This window comes from Shewanella pealeana ATCC 700345 (genome assembly GCF_000018285.1).
Classification (GTDB): Bacteria; Pseudomonadota; Gammaproteobacteria; order Enterobacterales; family Shewanellaceae; genus Shewanella; species Shewanella pealeana.
The window spans coordinates 442335-461112 of the sequence record NC_009901.1 but is presented as its reverse complement, the minus strand read 5'-3'; the positions used below and the strand labels follow the sequence as shown (position 1 = coordinate 461112).

At 46.0% G+C, this 18778-nt stretch carries 13 protein-coding genes; 6 read left to right on the top strand and 7 right to left on the bottom strand.

Annotated features, from left to right (window positions below):
• Nucleotides 1-37: 37 nt before the first annotated feature.
• From SPEA_RS02050 to SPEA_RS23230, 6 genes are all read right to left on the bottom strand, one after another.
• The gene (locus SPEA_RS02050) at nt 38-754 is read right to left on the bottom strand and encodes an HAD-IA family hydrolase (RefSeq protein WP_012153650.1); all 717 of its coding nucleotides are present in this window, start codon (nt 752-754) and stop codon (nt 38-40) included.
• Complete coding sequence (gene xerC, locus SPEA_RS02045; RefSeq protein WP_012153649.1) at nt 751-1665, bottom strand: tyrosine recombinase XerC; 915 nt, start codon at nt 1663-1665, stop codon at nt 751-753. Before xerC ends, SPEA_RS02050 begins: the two co-directional genes overlap by 4 nt.
• Nucleotides 1666-1677: 12 nt before the next feature.
• Nucleotides 1678-2310, bottom strand: coding sequence for a DUF484 family protein (locus SPEA_RS02040; RefSeq protein ID WP_012153648.1), 633 nt, complete (start codon nt 2308-2310; stop codon nt 1678-1680).
• Nucleotides 2307-3134, bottom strand: coding sequence for a diaminopimelate epimerase (dapF, locus tag SPEA_RS02035; RefSeq protein WP_041411229.1), 828 nt, complete (start codon nt 3132-3134; stop codon nt 2307-2309). Before dapF ends, SPEA_RS02040 begins: the two co-directional genes overlap by 4 nt.
• A 66-nt stretch (nt 3135-3200) precedes the next feature.
• Entirely contained in the window at nt 3201-4445 is a 1245-nt protein-coding gene (gene lysA, locus SPEA_RS02030) for a diaminopimelate decarboxylase (RefSeq protein WP_012153646.1), read from the bottom strand.
• A gap of 5 nt (nt 4446-4450) precedes the next feature.
• Nucleotides 4451-4627 (bottom strand): hypothetical protein, encoded by a 177-nt coding sequence (locus SPEA_RS23230; protein WP_190272091.1) that lies wholly within the window; start codon nt 4625-4627, stop codon nt 4451-4453.
• Between the two features lie 398 nt (nt 4628-5025).
• On the opposite strand from SPEA_RS23230, the gene cyaY reads away from it, so the two are divergent.
• Entirely contained in the window at nt 5026-5355 is a 330-nt protein-coding gene (gene cyaY, locus SPEA_RS02025; RefSeq protein WP_012153644.1) for an iron donor protein CyaY, read from the top strand.
• Nucleotides 5356-5440: 85 nt separating this feature from the next.
• Here cyaY and SPEA_RS02020 read toward each other — a convergent pair whose 3' ends face one another.
• Complete coding sequence (locus SPEA_RS02020; RefSeq protein WP_012153643.1) at nt 5441-7864, bottom strand: class I adenylate cyclase; 2424 nt, start codon at nt 7862-7864, stop codon at nt 5441-5443.
• Nucleotides 7865-8062: 198 nt separating this feature from the next.
• Here SPEA_RS02020 and hemC point away from each other — a divergent pair, with 198 nt between their 5' ends.
• From hemC to SPEA_RS01995, 5 genes are all read left to right on the top strand, one after another.
• Nucleotides 8063-8995, top strand: coding sequence for a hydroxymethylbilane synthase (hemC, locus tag SPEA_RS02015; RefSeq protein WP_012153642.1), 933 nt, complete (start codon nt 8063-8065; stop codon nt 8993-8995).
• A 6-nt stretch (nt 8996-9001) separates the two neighbouring features.
• Nucleotides 9002-9733 (top strand): uroporphyrinogen-III synthase, encoded by a 732-nt coding sequence (locus SPEA_RS02010; RefSeq protein WP_012153641.1) that lies wholly within the window; start codon nt 9002-9004, stop codon nt 9731-9733.
• A gap of 61 nt (nt 9734-9794) precedes the next feature.
• A complete protein-coding gene (locus SPEA_RS02005; RefSeq protein ID WP_012153640.1) occupies nt 9795-10988 on the top strand; it encodes a uroporphyrinogen-III C-methyltransferase in 1194 nt (397 codons plus the stop codon).
• Nucleotides 10988-12157, top strand: coding sequence for a heme biosynthesis HemY N-terminal domain-containing protein (locus SPEA_RS02000; protein WP_012153639.1), 1170 nt, complete (start codon nt 10988-10990; stop codon nt 12155-12157). The genes SPEA_RS02005 and SPEA_RS02000 overlap by 1 nt, the downstream gene beginning before the upstream one ends.
• A 281-nt stretch (nt 12158-12438) precedes the next feature.
• Complete coding sequence (locus tag SPEA_RS01995) at nt 12439-18642, top strand: retention module-containing protein (protein WP_012153638.1); 6204 nt, start codon at nt 12439-12441, stop codon at nt 18640-18642.
• Nucleotides 18643-18778: the final 136 nt, after the last annotated feature.

Here is an 18778-nt window from a genome sequence, read left to right as displayed (position 1 = left end):
AAATAACAAGCGTTCAACATTCGATGGACTCAACGAATTAGATAAACAGCCTTAACTGCTGCAACGAATCGATTTCAATATGGGGTAGTTGTCCGTTAGCGCTCGACTTCTCTGTCACGCTAAAGCCCGGATTAAGCCACACAGATTGGCAACCCGCTCGTCTTGCCCCGTCGACGTCACTCTTGCCACTGTCGCCCACATGAAGAATATTGCTTAGAGGCAAATCCAGTTTCTTAGCCGCTAGCGCAAACATATCGCTCGATGGCTTTTGCTTGTAACCTTGTCCCGGGTGCAGCACAAACTCAAATACTTCGGCTAAGCCAATACCTTGATGATCAACGTTGCCATTGGTGATGCCGATTAAGCGATATTTCTGTTTAAGCTGAGTTAATAACTCAACCACCTCATCGGAGACCTTAAAATGACTACGATGTTTCACAAAGTGTTCAAGGCCTGCATTAGCACCTGCCTTTGCTAATTTCTCGTCATAACCCAATTTTTTAAGGCCATGCTCCAGCATTACCAGTCTTGCTAAGCTGGTGTCATGACGCAACTCTGGATACAGTCTAAACAAGGAAAGCTTTAGCTTACGCCAGTCATCGAATTGCCATTTTGTCGATTTCGGATAAGCGTGATGCAAAAACTGCTGCATCTCGGCTTCTGCTCTTCGAATGATGGGCCGATTATCATATAAGGTATCGTCCAAGTCGAAACTAATGGCCTCAAAAGCTTGTGGTCGAATATAGATCTTCATGCTTTATCGCCTCGCTTCTTCGCTCGCGGATGTGCATTGTCATAGACTTTGGCAAGATGTTGGAAGTCTAGGCTGGTATATACCTGAGTGGTAGACAGATTGGCATGGCCCAAAAGCTCTTGCACCGCGCGAAGATCGGCACTGGACTCGAGCATATGGGTCGCAAAGGAGTGACGTAGCTTATGCGGGTGTACCTTTATGCCTATAGCCTGCTCTTGACCCCATTTTGCAAGACGCGCCTGAATACTTCTGTGTGCTAAGCGTTTACCTTTGGCGGTAACAAACAAGGCGTCATCTTCACAAGCAATATCGCGTTTGATATCCAACCATTGATTTATCGCCGTTAACGCTAATTTTCCGATAGGCACTATTCGCTCTTTACTGCCTTTACCTAAGACTTTGACCTGTGCTTGAGAGAATTGAATATCGCCGACATTCAGCGCCGCAAGCTCTGCAAGTCGCAGTCCTGAAGAGTAAAACAGCTCCATAATCGCTTTATCACGCAGACTTAGAGGGTCATCGCCATCGAGATCTAGCAGATGCGATACAGAGTCAACATCCATATTCTTAGGCAGGGGCTTGCCCTGCTTAGGCGCAGTCAGACTAATAGCTGGATTAACCTTAATCTGTTGCTCTCTAAGCAAAAACTCATAGAACTGTTTTAAGGAGGAAAGTGTCAGCGACAGTGAGCGCGGGCTGAGGCCTTTGCGGTGTAATTTGGCCAGCATAGCTTGCAAAGACTCATGCTGCAGAGACAGCCAAGAGTCCGTTTCGCTAAATAGTTTCTCGACGCGTTTCAACTCGAATAGATAATTACGCACCGTATAAGCAGAGACTTGACGCTCGGTGCGCAGGTAGCGCTCAAAATCAGTCAACCAACGCACATTACTCGATAACGCTTCGTCAGCCATAGAGCCTCGCTATTAGATTTTTGTCAGTTGATGATCGAGCAGCTGCTTGAGTTGTGACAAAAGAAGGTAGTCCATCTCTGGATGAAAGTGCATGGGATCTTGGCTAGCGATAGCAAAAATCACCTGACCACACTCTTTCGATAAGCGAGATAGTGCTACCGAGCCCACTTCACTGCCAAACAGGCGCTTCGACTCTTCATTGGTTAGGCGACCAAAATAGTAGCCCGAGTCGAGACGCTTACTCCAGATCTGCGACAGTTCACTGTCGATATCATGTACTGTAATGAGCCTGACATGACTAAACTGAAATTGTTGTTTTAAGCTATTAGACAACACCTGCCGCAATTCGCCCATATCTTCACATTTTAGCAGTTCCATAGATAATGCACTGTTAAACATGAAGATCTGTTCATTGCGAGATGCCATAGCTAAAAGTGCCGTGATCTCTTCTTCCAGCTGATTCACTCGTTGACGCAGCATCTCTTGCTGACGCTCGACCAACGACACCGCACCACGCTCGGCGTGGGGGATGCGCATCGCGAGCAATAGCTCTGGATAACGACTAAAGAAGTCAGGGTTATCCAGCAGGTATTCACGGATCAGAATCTCATCAAAGGGTAGGTTTGACTTAGAGCTATCTATCATTGCGCAATCTGCCCATCATAAACATGCTCAGCAGGCCCAGTCATCCATAGCGGCTTACCCTCACCGTCCCAGTTGATCATTAGGCTGCCACCTGGCAAGTCTACCTGCACATTTCTATCCAGTTTACCCTGCAAGATCCCAACAACGACTGCAGCACAGGCTCCTGTACCACAGGCTAAGGTTTCTGCCGCGCCGCGCTCGTAGACTCTGAGCTTAATATGGCCAGAATTTAGCACCTGCATAAAGCCGACATTCACGCCCTTCGGAAAACGCTCGTGGTTAGTCAGCTCGCCGCCAATAGTATCGACATCAGTCGCGGCTACATCTTCTACCTCTATCACGCAATGAGGATTGCCCATAGAAACAGCGCCACATAGATAGGTGCCACTGGATGCCATCAACAAATAGGTTTTCTCTACCTTCTTAGCGGTAAATGGGATCTTACCTGGCTCTAGAGCTGGGATCCCCATATTAACGGTCACCTTGCCATCACGCTCAAGGCGTAAGGTTATCTTGCCCGAAGAGGTGCTGACGCGAATTTTATGCTTATGGGTTAAGCCTTTATTACGCACAAAACGTGCGAAACAGCGTGCGCCATTGCCACACTGCTCAACCTCACTGCCGTCAGCATTAAAGATGCGATAATGAAAATCTAAATCGGGATCGTAGGGAGGCTCAACCAGCAGTAACTGATCGAAGCCCACGCCAAAATTCCGATCGGCCAAGCGCTTAATTTGATCGGGAGAGAAAAACACATTCTGTGTCACCCCATCGACGACCATAAAGTCATTGCCTAGCCCATGCATCTTAGTGAATTGGATCAAGATGGACATCCTTAAAAAAGTATCTGCCGCGCACGCCTTGCGTCCGCGGCTTAGTATTATTCTAGTTTACGGCAGGATCTGCTCGCCTTGCCATAATTGAGCGACTTTTTCTCGCTCTCGAATGACATAGGCTTTATCACCATCCACCATCAGCTCTGCAGCACGTGGACGTGAATTATAATTAGACGCCATGGTAAAGCCATAGGCGCCCGATGAACGCACCGCAAGGTAGTCGCCCTCCTGAACGTTAAGCTGACGGTCTTTACCTAAGAAGTCTCCCGTTTCGCAAACTGGGCCGACAACGTCATAACTGTGGCTTTCACCCGCACGTTCAATAACCGGAACGATCTTCTGCCAAGCGCTGTAAAGTGATGGACGGATCAAGTCATTCATTGCGCCGTCGACTAAAGCAAAACGCTTATCGCTGTTTTCTTTCAGATATAGCACTTGGGTGACGAAAATCCCGGCATTCGCCGCAATCGCTCTGCCAGGTTCAAAGATCAACTTGAGATCGCGATCGCCAAGACGCTCAAGTAGCGCTGCTGCGTATACATCTGGTTGAGGTGGTTGCTCGTCATCGTAAGTCACTCCGAGTCCACCGCCCACATCGAAATGCTTAATCTCGATGCCTTGCTCTGCTAAACGATCGATTAGCGCCAACATGCGATCCATGGCATCTAAGAAAGGCTTAATCTCAGTTAATTGAGAACCAATATGACAATCGACGCCTTTTACCGCAAGACCCGGCAATTCGTTAGCACGAGCAAAGATAGCTTCCGCCTCTTCCATCGCGATACCAAATTTATTCTCTTTCAGGCCAGTCGAAATATAGGGATGAGTACCCGCGTCTACATCAGGGTTTATGCGTAGCGATACCGGCGCCACTTTACCTAGGCGCAAGGCCACAAGGTTAAGCTGCTCAAGCTCAGCTGCCGACTCAACATTAAAGCAATAGATGCCTAGGTTAAGTGCCATCTCCATCTCACTGACAGTTTTGCCCACGCCAGAGAAAACCACTTTAGTAGGATCGCCGCCGGCTTCAATCACACGAGACAGCTCACCGCCCGAGACAATATCGAAGCCACTGCCTAAACGTGCCAGTACGTTTAGCACTGCAATGTTTGAGTTAGCCTTCACCGCATAGCAGATAAGATGTGGATGCTCGCTCACCGCATTATCAAATGCACGCCAATGGCGCTCTAGTGTCGCACGAGAATAGATATAAAGCGGTGTTCCGTGCTGCTTTGCAAGCTCAGCAACTTGACACTGCTCCGCGTAGAGTTCATCTGCCTGATATAAAAAATGATCCAACGTCTTTAGTCCTTTTTGTTCTGTTCGCTTTGCTCATGCTTAGCGTCAGACACCTGCTTGTCAGCTGCCTGCTGATTAACGTCTTGCGGCGGCGCTCTAAATAACGCACTTTTTTGCCCACAACCTAAAAGTACTAGGCTACCAAGCCCTACTAGCAAAAACAGTCTCATTTTTTTCAACATCGGTAACCCTTGGAGCAATAACACTACGGCTTGCTATCGGCGAAAATTCTTAATCCTGATGTTTGCAGACAAGCCCGCTGTGCGTCAAGCCTATAACGCATTTATATCAGGCCTTTCTTGCATCAATAGCGCCAAAGTCGCCCCAGTTAATTGTCATAAATCACTACTAGACGCTGGATCTCAGCGCTAACCTAAAATAAATCAACTAATCCTGATGTTTGCTGTACTAGGTATGCACACCAACAGAACAAATAACCAATTGAAATATAGACCTTTCCATCACATATCACTCGAGTAAGATTATTTAGCATATGATTAACCACAAAATTAATGTGATTGGTAATCGCTGTTGCGATTGGTAATATGAATGCATTAACTCAATCTGAGGAATAATTAGCATGGCGATGACAGATTTCGAATTTCATCAATTGGTTGATGACATATTTCAAACAATTGATAACGCGATAGAAGTGCTTATTGATGAACAAGATGCAGATGTCGATGTTGATGGTTCAGGCAATGTGCTGCAGTTAGAATTTGATGGCGCATCCAAGATCGTCATCAATAAACAAGAGCCGCTGCATGAAATTTGGTTGGCAACCCAATTTGGTGGATTCCATTTTTCCTATGTTGACGGCAAGTGGATGGATGAACGAAATGGTCATGAATTTATGCCATTCTTAGTCGAGTCTATCTACAAACAAAGCGGCTTAAAGTTAGATCTTTAATCTTATGCTGCCGCTAGGATGGGGAGGTAACTCCTCATTCAGCTTTATGCAAACCATCAGTCTTTCAAACTTGAAGCTCATCTGTTTAAAAATCGACTTCCGAGGCCTCTAAGGTCACACCAAACGGTACCGCAGTTAACACGCCTTTTACCCGATCGAGTTTAAAAAATTGCGGCAAATTAAAGTTATCTTTAGTCAGCAGTGGATCTTCAAATGTATGGTAATGACTCAGCTGATTAACTAGCGCATTTACATCCGTTCCCTCTTGCACATAATGATTCAGCTCATTCATCTCATCTAAGATAAACACATCTAAACCTTGCTTCCTCTGCCGCAGAAAATACTGAACCGCCCCCTTAGCGGCATAGTCTTGGATCACTGCGGGAAGTTTAGCAAAGGGCTCATCACCCAAGCTAGGACGAGGTAATTCGAGTAGTTTTCGTTGCGACAATTGCTGATAAAAAGATTTAGCATCACTTAAATTCTCGTAATGCATGCCTCGATTATTGAAGAAGAGCCCATAACGCAGCTTACCTACCTGCAAGGCATAGCCAAAAGTCGCTGAACTTTGCGCCTGACGACTAAGGCGCACCGCTCGAGATAACAGATCTTGCACCGTGTGCTCAGTTTGCGAACGCAGCTTGCTTGAGCAGCTAATCACCTCCACCGAGACATCAGCAATGGCTCGCTTCATACCGGGAGTCACAAACGACAGCGCATCCAAAATGCTCTTCTCGCCCTCAAAATGATGACAATGCCACTCTCCCCAACTATTGAGGCTAATCACATCGATAGAGTCCACCATATTCTGATGGCGCCGACCGATAGAGAACACATTGCTGTTCATATAGTCGACCATGATATCTTGCCCCGACCAGCTCTCGGTTGGATCGCTATTAAAATTAAGCAAAAATACTAGCTTACGAAAATGCCAAGGCTGATAAAGTGCCATCTTAGACACCTTAGTCGACTCATGTACCACAAGCCCATCGAGCCGATTCGCCGCATGAGTTAAATAGATACACTTTCGCTTACTCTGACGCACTTCATACCAACGAGTTTTATCATTAGCAACGCCATTGAGGCTAGCCCACACTAGGAGCTTGGCCTTACTCTTAGAGTGAAACACCGCACTGTGCTCGAGGAAGTTTCTCGGTTCAGGAGAGCAACGGTACAGATAATATTGCTCATCTTGCTGACTGTAGATCACCGACAGGTACGGCTCTAAAATGGAGCGACTCCAGAGCGAGTTGAGCCGCATGATCTGGTGAGCATCTTCACTAAAGTAGGTATGCAGCTTGCGGGTTAATAAGCCTAACTCTGAGATCCGCAAACTTTCACTGAGTCTATGAGTCGAGGCAAACTGCAGCAAAGTTCGGTAGCTACCCAACATCAACTCATTGAGCTGCTCGTTAAACCATTGCAACTGGCCACAATGCCAATCTTCGCAGTTGTCTAAGGTTTTCAGTAAGCTTTCAGACCAATTCCAATGATTCACCAGCTTTTTCATCTTGTAATATCGCCAGTCGACAGCTTGATCGCTCTGACTCAGCTTTACACCACACTTTAGATAGAAACAGCGGCGGGCAATCTCAAGCCTGCGCCCTTCGCCACGCCCTAAAAGATAAGTCTCTATCGATTCATAGAGCAGGTAATAGGCGTCATTGCTGGATGAGAAGTCGCCTTCTAAGGTGCGCTGCCAGATCCGCTCACTCACAAGACGTGTATGGGGATATTCACTGGCATAAGCTTCCAGAAGAAGTACCTTAAGCAGCGCCTTATGAGGCTTGTCGACGCCCTTATAGAGCTGCCAAAGCGAGGCGCCAAAATACTCACTCGCAGGCAAAGCATTAGCGTCGCCTAAGGATAATAAGTTGGAAGATTTGCCCGCACTGGGCCACCATCCTATCGGTTTGCCTGCTAAGCGAAACTGGCTGCGATAAAACTCTTCGAGTAATAACCAATGCTGAGCGCTACCACTGTGCTCTTGTCCCATACAATTATATCGATCGGCATGCTCGCCTTGATCGCGAATAAACTGTTCAGGATGAACCAGATAGAAGTTCACCTCAAAATCAAATTGAGCAAACCATTGGGTCAGTAAGACGGCTTTATTGGCGAGTAACTCACATTGATCCTTACTCAGTTGCTCGCTATGCACCACCCAAACATCAATATCGCTCTGGGGATTTTGACCAAAACTGGAAGTACTGCCCATGCTGTAAATCCCCTCAATTGAAGGGGTATCGCTAACGACTTCCGTAGACAGATCTATTTCAAGGGTTTCGCAGGCATCGAGGGTTTCAGAGTCGGTGTGATAATCCACTATCCCACTCGGGGTAAGAGGGCCATTATAACCAGGTAGTTTTGGGGCATGATAATGCAAGAAAGCAGGGATAAGCCGAAGAAGATGCCGCTTTAATGGCGACAGTAAGGCTATCGCTCTAGCATATCTGATAATGTCTAATCGCTGGGCTGCATGTTGAAGCTTATCAATATCTTCTAACAATTTATTCAACCTTAGAAATATATAACTCCCCCCTAATGTATATGGCAAACCGATCAGCAGCAAGTAAATGCGATCAAGATCACACTTTTTAGTGATTTAGAACAGGGTGAACTTCAAAGAATCAAAAGCAGAGCGTTACATCTGTAATCGGGCAGTGTTAGCATTGAAGCAAATAAGTTCTAAGATGGAATATCGAGCATGTCTCAAAATCTGATCCGTATCGCAACACGTAAGAGCCCTCTTGCCATGTGGCAAGCCGAATTTGTGAAAGCTGAACTGGAAAAAATCCATGAAGGTCTCACTGTAGAATTGCTACCAATGAGCACTAAAGGTGACATCATCTTAGACACGCCACTTGCTAAAGTGGGCGGTAAAGGCTTATTCGTTAAAGAACTCGAAGTGGCCATGTTAGAAGGCCTGGCAGATATCGCTGTTCACTCGATGAAAGACGTACCAGTAGACTTCCCAGAAGGTCTAGGTCTTGAAGTGATTTGTGAGCGTGAAGATCCGCGCGATGCTTTCGTATCAAATACCTATAAGACAATTGAAGATTTGCCACAAGGCGCAGTAGTCGGTACATCTAGCCTACGTCGTCAGTGCCAAATTCGCGCTGCGCGTCCAGATCTAGTTATCAAAGATCTGCGTGGTAACGTCGGGACTCGTCTAGCAAAACTAGATGCTGGCAACTATGACGCAATTATCCTTGCTGCCGCAGGTCTTAAACGCCTTAAGCTAGAAGAAAGAATCGCAAGCTTCATCTCAGCAGAGCAATCACTACCAGCAAACGGCCAAGGCGCTGTAGGTATTGAGTGTCGTACTGATGACGCTCGTGTTAAAGCCCTGCTTGCACCGCTTGAGCACGCTGAAACTCGTATGCGTGTTACCGCTGAGCGTGCAATGAATACTCGCCTTGAAGGTGGTTGTCAGGTACCTATTGGTGCTTACGCTGAAATCGACGGTGACACATTAAGCCTACGCGGTTTAGTAGGTAACCCAGATGGTAGCCAAATCATCACGGCTTCATCGTCAGGCAGCACTGCCGATGCAGAGAAGCTAGGCGTTGCACTAGCAGAAGAACTGCTAAGCAAAGGTGCTAAAACGATTCTTGACGCTGTTTACGCGAACGCGTAACACTCAATGAAAATCTTACTGACGCGCCCTGAAGGGCGCAATCAGTTGATGAAAGAGGCGTTGACTCAGCGCAACGTCTCTTACTTCATCACGCCCCTACTCAACGTTCAGCCCACTTCTAATCTTGATGCTAATCAAATCGATAAGCAGCTTAAGCTAGCCGACATTATCATTTTCATCAGCACCAATGCCGTTGCTTTTGCCTCCCAAGCAATCGATAACCAATGGCCGAGTTCAGCGCAATACTTCGCCGTTGGCGATGCCACCCATGCCGCGTTGAAACAGCTCGGTATTGATGCCCAAAGAGCACCAGAAGATTGCCAACAAACTGAAGGCTTGCTTACCCTGACCTCATTAGCCGATGTCACTGGCAAACAGATTATTATCGTTAGAGGTCAAGGTGGTCGGGAAGATCTAGCCACAGAGCTAATCAAGCGAAATGCTCAGCTCAGCTATTGGGAAGTCTATAAGCGCGGCTGCCCAGCGCTTGATAGCGCTAACCTTTGTCAGCAATGGCGAAGCTTTGGTATAGACACTATTATCATTACCAGTGGCGAAATACTCGATAACCTCATTAAAACAGTACCAAAAGAGCTATTTGCTTGGCTGCAAACTTGTCATATTATAGTCCCTAGCCCCCGAGTATATGAAAAGGCAAAGGCTTATAATCTTTTGCATGTCAGCAATGCGACAGCCGCTAACACCAATGCCATGTTAGCAGCGTTATCTTTAAACTAGTTCGCCGCTAACGTAAGTTCATACTCGCTTTTACTGCTGCATAGCTTTCAAGGACTGTTTAATGGAAACCAAGAACACTGACGCCAGCGCTTCAGAGCCAACAACTGAGCAAACTGTGGCGCAGCCCGTTATCGACACTCAGTCAGAATCCCAAAGTCTGCCTAATGAAAGCACTCACTCCAATGAAAGCACTAGCTCTAATGGAAGTACTGTGCAAACACAGCTTACTCAAAGCAAGCCTGCGCCTTGGGGGATTATCTTTACCCTATTCTTATTACTGTTACTGACTTTTGCAGCAACGGCTGGCGGATACTACTTCTATCAACAACTGCAGGCACAGCAAGCCGAGACTGCTGAGCTACAGCAAACCCTAGAGCAAAAACTACAAACGGTTCTCGTTGAACCAAATCAGCGTATTGCCTCTCTAGAGCAGCAGCAAAACCAATTTAAGTCTAGCGTCGACTTAACTCTGGCTCAGACACTCGATCAGCAAACACAGCTTGAAGAGCGTGTTTCTATTATTGCCCAGCGTAACCCTAATCACTGGCGCGCAGAAGAAGCTAAGTACTTAGTAAGACTGGCGGGACAGAAACTCTGGCTAGAGAAAGATCCAAGTACTGCGACCAGCCTATTAAGAGCGGCCGATGAGCGTATTAAGTCGATGCGCGATCCCTCTTTGATGCCACTACGAAAGGCCCTATCAAAAGATATCGCCGCTGTAGCTACAGTTAAAAACACAGATATATCAGGTACCGTGTTGACCTTGGATAGCATCATTGATGGTTTAGAAAAGCTACCTTTAAACCGAGCAGAGACTCACTTCTCAGCCGATGAGCTCGCCGATACTGAAGTCAGCAACTCACTCGATGATTGGCAATCAAATCTAGCAAAATCTTGGCAAGCACTGATTGATGATTTCGTTATTGTTAGAAAACGCACCACGGATGCAGCGCCCCTACTTGAGCCCGACCAACAGTGGTATTTAGTCGAGAATACTCGCAATAAACTGCTGCAAGCCCAGCTTGCATTGTATCGTCAAGATCAGGTTAATTACCGCAACTCAATTAAGCTAGCGAGAAAATGGATTTTTCAATACTTCGATCTGAAAGATCAACTAACCATTGATACGCTTGCCACCTTAGATGCTTTAGAGACACTGAAGATCCAAACGACCAGTATTGAACGCTTCGAAGCATCTAATTTACTTAATCAGTTAGTCACTTACGGCAACTTGATGACAGAGGAGGCGCAGTAATGGTCAGAGCGCTCGTCTATCTTGTCATTATCTTATTAGGACTGTGCATCAGTCCTTTTCTTGTGGGCAGCAAAGGCTACCTTTATCTAGCGATTGGCGACTATCAGGTTGAAACTAGTATCTTTTTTGCCGTCATTGCACTCATCATCTTTTACAGCTTATTGCAGTTAGTTGAGTTCGTTGTTGTTTGGCTATTAAACATGGTACTCAGTAGCCGCTACCTTCCTGAAAGATGGCGCAAAAAAGCAGCAAGAAAACACACCCTTCTTGGCGCACTAGCGTTAGCGGAAGAAGACTGGCTTGCTGCCGAAAAAGCCATGGCAAAAGGTGCAGAGAAAGGTGAGATCCCAGCGCTTAACTTACTCGCCGCAGCTCGAGCCGCGCACCATCAAGATAACCACCAAGCCCGTGATGAATATCTCGCTAAGGCGCAACTAGAACCGCTAGCCGCTAAAGCGGTAGGTACCACTCGTACTCGTTATTTATTGCAACAAGGTGACTTAATCGCCGCGAGAGAAGAGTTAGATAAGCTTAATCCGACCAGTAAGAGTAAGTTACCTGTGCTCAAGCTAGCTATAGAGCTTTATCAGGCACAACAAGATTGGCAGGCGCTGAAGTTACTACTACCTATCGTGAGTAAAAAACAAATCCTGGCCGATGACGCACTCCAAGCCTTGTCGTTAAAAACCAATCTGGCGCTATTAACTCAAGCCGCTAAAGCTAACGAGCAAGAGCTAGAAAAGTGCTGGCACTGGCTCTCTCGAGCTGAAAGAAAACAAGCTGAATATATTGCACTCTATGCCATTGGATTGAGCCGTTTTGAACGAAAAGATGAAGCGGTGAAGATGTTACTTAAGCAAGTAAAAACCTCTGCCTCGCCATCCATTTTTAAGGCTGTAGCCGAAGTGCTAACACCAGCAGATGTTGAAGCTAAAAAGCAGTTGCTTGCCTTAGAAACTCAATTTGAAAATAACGTCGACTATCAAACATGCTTAGCTAAGCTGTATCAGCAAAATCATGATTATCACCAAGCTAAAATCTGGTGGCAAAAGGCCTGTTATCTACAAGATGACAAGAATAGTTTGCATGCTCTCGCTGATGCCCAAGAGCACTTGGGTGAGCTTAACAGAGCGTTACAATCCAGACGTAATGCGGCTAAACTCGGTTAGCACTTATACTTTTTTAAACTAAAGGTCGTCTTTTTGGCGGCCTTTTTTTATTTAGCGAAACAGCTCTATCATTTAAAAGTATTCTAAGCACCTGATAATATATATATTCACAAGATACAACTAAAGTACTAATTAAATCACCACTATCAACTTGACTTCCCTCGATTTGACAACAGCTCAGAGCTATTCAAAATTCATACTGCACATACCTAAAAATAATGACTAACGAAGTAGTGCTACCCCTTTACTTAACTCATGGATGAGCGAGTTAGAGCACTTTAATGATGGATACCTATACGCTTAAGCAGGATGCCACAATTGTTGAGCTGTCCGGCGATATCAATACCAAAAACAACCAAGGAGATGATGTAAAACTTCGCCTTGGTGACACCTTAAAACAAAATGCGACTTTTACCGTTTCTGCTGGTACCACTTTCACCTTGCAATACAGTGATGGCACCGCCGCCACACAAGATGACTTAGCCATTAACCCTATCGTTACTGACAATGATGCTCAGTCGAGCGAAGCATTAGCAGCGGCAGTCGATCCTGAAGTCGTGGTTCCTGAAATAGCAGCCTTACAGGCTCAGATCCTTAGTGGTGAAGATCCAACCGAAAACCTACCCGATACAGCGGCAGGTGAAACGGCTCAAGCTGGAAATGAAGGTGGTGGCTATGTTGCCGTTGGCCGTACAGGTGACGAAACCCTTGCCAATGCAGGCCATGACACCGCAGGATTTGAACAGATTGAACTCCCACGGATAGATGAATTACCCGTGTTTTTAACGGAGTTTGCGTTACCTAAGGTCTCTGCACGTGCTGTCACCCTATTTGAGAAACATCTAGAGCAAGGTTCGGAACCTCAAGCAGCACAATTATCCCAGGCTGAAAACGTATCTGTTAATGTTCAGGCTGGGATCCAAGACCTTAGCATTAATGGAGTCGTCGTATTTGAACAGGGCAACTTTGTTGGCCCTGTGGTCATCACGACTCCAAATGGCGTTTTACTCATTAGCGCCTATGACTCTATAGACTCAATATTAACCTATAGCTATACCCTATCTTCAACGCTAGATCATTCGAACTCTGATACGATCGCAGAAATATTTGTATTACAGCTAACTGATAATCAGGGAGTTAGCACAACCTCTGTCGTCACCGCAAATATTGTTGATGACGCGCCCAGCGGCTTAGATGACATCAATGTGATCAGTCAAAGCAACCTTGATGGTGTAGGCGGGAATGTACTACAAAACGATACTCTAGGTGCCGACTTAGCTGCAGTAACCCAAATAATTAACAGCCAGAATAGTAGCAATGACGTTGCTGAGAGTACTGCTATATCGGGTATTTATGGTTCATTAATCATTGCTGCTGACGGTAGTTATCACTACCAATTAAATAACCAATTACCGGAGATTCAATCACTCGCTCTCGGTGAACAGCTAATCGAATCATTTAACTATCTACTGACGGATAGTGATGGTGATTCAGTCACACAGGCGCTAACTATCACCATATCAGGTGAAAATGATGCTCCAGAGATCACTAGTTCATTTGAAGATGCATTGGGTAATGTTACCGAAGCAGGTGTTTTAGTCGGTGGCAATATAGCAACAGATGGTATTCCACAAGCTAGCGGTACACTAACCGCCGATGACGTCGATAATGGTGCCGTACTTACTTGGCAACTCAATGATGACCCAGTTACTCCATACGGTATCTTTACCCTCAACGAGTCTACAGGTGCGTGGTCATTCACTTTGGATAACGAATTCGCTAACAGTCTCGGTTATGGCGATACAGAAACTGAAATCTTTAACATAACAGTGACTGATGAGTTCGGCTTATCTGATACTCAAATGTTCACTGTAACCATCACTGGTACCAACGATATTCCAGTGCTGTCTTTTGCCCAAGGTGCAGACACTGGCATAGTGAAAGAAGCAGGGGTGGTTGATATCAATGATGAAGGTAACACTCCCGTTGCGGGCATCGATAGCGTTTCTGGACAGTTCAACGCCGACGATGTTGACATCAATGACGGTGAAACTTGGAGTGTACAAGGTACACCAAACACCGAATACGGGCAGTTCTCAGTTGATAGTAACGGCTTATGGACCTACGCCCTTGATAATGATTTAGCCAACAGTCTGTTTGAAGGCCAAGTTGTAGTCCTCAACTACAGCGTGCGCGTGACCGATAACTACGGCGCCTATGCAGACCAAGACGTGAACATTACCATCACTGGTACCAACGATATTCCCGTGCTTTCATTTGAAGAAGGCGCTGACGCTGGCATAGTGAAAGAAGCCGGTGTGGTTGATATCAATGATGAAGGTAACACTGCCGTTGCGGGCATCGATAGCGTTTCAGGACAGCTCAACGCCGACGATGTTGACATCAATGACGGTGAAACTTGGAGCGTACAAGGTACACCAAACACCGAATATGGGCAGTTCTCTGTTGATAGTAACGGCTTATGGACCTACGCCCTTGATAATGATTTAGCCGACAGCTTGTTTGAAGGCCAAGTTGTGATCCTCAATTACACCGTGCGCGTGACCGATAACTACGGCGCCTATGCAGACCAAGACGTGACCATTACCATCACTGGGACCAACGATATTCCAGTGCTGTCTTTTGAGGAAGGTGCTGACGCCGGCATAGTAAAAGAAGCTGGTGTAGTTGATATCAATGATGAAGGTAACACTCCGGTTGCGGGTATCGATAGTGTTTCAGGACAGTTCAACGCAGACGATGTTGACATCAATGACGGTGAAACTTGGAGTGTACAAGGTACGCCAAACACCGAATACGGGCAGTTCTCAGTCGATAGTAATGGCTTATGGACCTACGCCCTTGATAATGATTTAGCCGACAGCTTGTTTGAAGGCCAAGTTGTGATCCTCAATTACACCGTGCGCGTGACAGATAACTACGGCGCCTATGCAGACCAAGACGTGACCATTACCATCACTGGGACCAACGATATTCCAGTGCTGTCATTTGAAGAAGGCGCTGACGCCGGCATAGTGAAAGAAGCTGGTGTGGTTGATATCAATGATGAAGGTAACACTTCCGTTGCGGGCATCGATAGCGTTTCAGGACAGTTCAACGCCGACGATGTTGACATCAATGACGGTGAAACTTGGAGTGTACAAGGTACGCCAAACACCGAATATGGGCAGTTCTCTGTTGATAGTAACGGCTTATGGACCTACGCCCTTGATAATGATTTAGCCGACAGCTTGTTTGAAGGCCAAGTTGTGATCCTCAATTACACCGTGCGCGTGACCGATAACTACGGCGCCTATGCAGACCAAGACGTGAACATTACCATCACTGGGACCAACGATATTCCAGTGCTGTCATTTGAAGAAGGCGCTGACGCCGGCATAGTGAAAGAAGCTGGTGTGGTTGATATCAATGATGAAGGTAACACTCCCGTTGCGGGCATCGATAGCGTTTCAGGACAGTTCAACGCCGACGATGTTGACATCAATGACGGTGAAACTTGGAGCGTACAAGGTACGCCAAACACCGAATATGGGCAGTTCTCTGTTGATAGTAACGGCTTATGGACCTACGCCCTTGATAATGATTTAGCCGACAGCTTGTTTGAAGGCCAAGTTGTGGTTCTCAATTACACCGTGCGCGTGACCGATAACTACGGCGCCTATGCAGACCAAGACGTGAACATTACCATCACTGGTACCAACGATATTCCAGTGCTGTCTTTTGAAGAAGGCGCTGACGCTGGCATAGTGAAAGAAGCTGGTGTGGTTGATATCAATGATGAAGGTAACACTCCCGTTGCGGGTATCGATAGCGTTTCAGGACAGTTCAACGCCGACGATGTTGACATCAATGACGGTGAAACTTGGAGCGTACAAGGTACACCAAACACCGAATATGGACAGTTCTCTGTTGATAGTAACGGCTTATGGACCTACGCCCTTGATAATGATTTAGCCGACAATCTGTTTGAAGGCCAAGTTGTTGTTCTCAATTACACGGTGCGCGTGACCGATAACTACGGCGCCTATGCAGACCAAGACGTGACCATTACCATCACTGGGACCAACGATATTCCAGTGCTGTCTTTTGAAGAAGGCGCTGACGCCGGCATAGTGAAAGAAGCTGGTGTGGTTGATATCAATGATGAAGGTAACACTCCCGTTGCGGGTATCGATAGCGTTTCTGGACAGTTCAACGCCGACGATGTTGACATCAATGACGGTGAAACTTGGAGCGTACAAGGTACACCAAACACCGAATACGGGCAGTTCTCTGTTGATAGTAACGGCTTATGGACCTACGCCCTTGATAATGATTTAGCCGACAGTCTGTTTGAAGGCCAAGTTGTTGTTCTCAATTACACAGTGCGCGTGACAGATAACTACGGCGCCTATGCCGACCAAAACGTGACCATTACTTTAGAGGGCACTAACGATATTCCTGAGCTGACGGCAGATACATCCGGAGCAGTAACCGAGGACCTTAATGTCGTTAACCAGTTAATCAGTGATAGCGGAGCACTCAGCTTTACAGACGTAGACACTGGCGATACTGCATTAGTCAGCTCAGATTACAAGGGAGACATTGCTTGGAGCGGTGGTGATTTAAGCTTGGTGCTAACCCAAGATCAAATAGATCAAATTGTGGATGGCTTTTCTGCAGATCAAGATAGCTGGGATTTCAGTGTTGCCAATGACCTAATACAGTTTCTCGCAGCGACGGAATCAATTAGCTTAAGTTTTGACGTTACTGTTACCGACACATACGGGGCTTATGACACTGAAGAAGTCACAATCACCATTAGCGGCGTCAACGATGGCATTGAAGGTGAATTTGAAAAAGAAATATGGGTTCCAGCTTCTCTCAATGAGATAACGGATCCTTATTTAAGCGGCTACCCTCTATTCATCGCTATGCCGACTGATATCGACTTCAATGACTCAATCTCCATATCGAACTTAGCAATAACCCTGTTAACCCAAGGGTTAGACCCTGACGTAGAATTGGGTAACATTTATTATATGGCCGATGGTGATAACACACTGTCACTGATTGATTTTAATTCCCCGCCAATACTAAGTGCCTCAGAATTAGAAACCTTGCTATACGTGCCTGGCGATAATGGTGATGTTGACTATCAAGTCGATCTTGCTTTCACATTCCAAGTCAACTCTGGCATAGATTCTGTCGATGGAGAGTTCATCATTCATTCTGTCCCTGCAAATGGGCTAGCAGATCAAACTGTGCAAATTGGTGATGGTTCGAGCCCTCTGACCTCAGGTAATCCTCAGGATGCAGATTTAGTAATAACAGAATTGTTTGCTAATGCTCTCAATTCGGATCCAGCCAGTGGTTCATTACTCTTATTTACCGATTTTCAACAAACTCCTGTAACGGTTCCGGTTCCTATTAACGAACGAGGTGCTAATACCAATGCCGGTGCTGCCCGAGAAATGGAGGTCTCAGCGAGACTAACAATTGGCAGTGCCATCTTCGAGGTCATTCCCGACAATGATGGAGATGGCATTATCACCTGGAGCTATGATGCCGACTCAGGCCTAATGAAGGCTGAAGTCGACTACTCGGCCATCTACCTACTCGACGGTAACGGTGACCCAACCACTACCTCTTTAGCCGATTACATTATTGCAAACCCTGTCGTAGCAAATGACATCTGGCGCATAACATACCTAGATAATAATGGCGGTAATTTCCAGGCTAGATTTGTCGAAGCCGTCTTTACCCATGAGCAAATAGCTGATGACTCAATAACGGTTGTAGGCACAGATAACATCAACAACCTTATTTTTGGTAGTACCAATACCGATTCCTTAACGGGGGCGAATCTAGATGATCGCATTTTCGGTAGAGAAGATAATGATATTTTAATAGGCCTATCGGGTAATGACGAACTTATTGGCGGCTCTGGTGATGATAATATCCAAGGCGGTGAAGATAACGACTTTGTCATAGGTGGTATAGGAGATGACCTACTAGACGGAGGCGTTGGTAGGGATTACTTATCTGGTGGGCAAGGCAACGACAGCCTAGATGGAGGTGAGTTAAACGGCAGTGATGACGGTGAACGAGACTTCTTTGTATGGGAGTCTGACACCGCAGATAACAGCACTGATACAGTATTTAACTTTAATCCTGATATTGATGTTCTAGATCTATCGGACCTGTTAATCGGTGAAGAGAGTGGAAACCTAGAAGACTTCTTATTCTTTAGCTTCAGCGGAGGCAACACCACTATCACTGTTGATGCCGATGGGCTTGGAGTTGGCACAGATAGCGTGATGATCGTTCTCGACGGTATCGATCTATCGAGTATTTATGGCTCAGCAGATGCGAGCATTATCATTGCCGAGCTTATTACTGATGAAGCGTTAATTGTCGATCCAAATACGAGCCCTTTTATCCCGCCCTATGATCAAATTGATGATGGGTTAAATCTACCCTAATATCAGTCAAAAGTACGAACACAGCTATTAATTAGTAAGTACTTAAACAAAGGCCACTATATCTAGTGGTCTTTGTCATATTTATTCCCCCCCTTTACTAGCATCTCAATTTTTATTCTTTTAAAAAAACACAGAT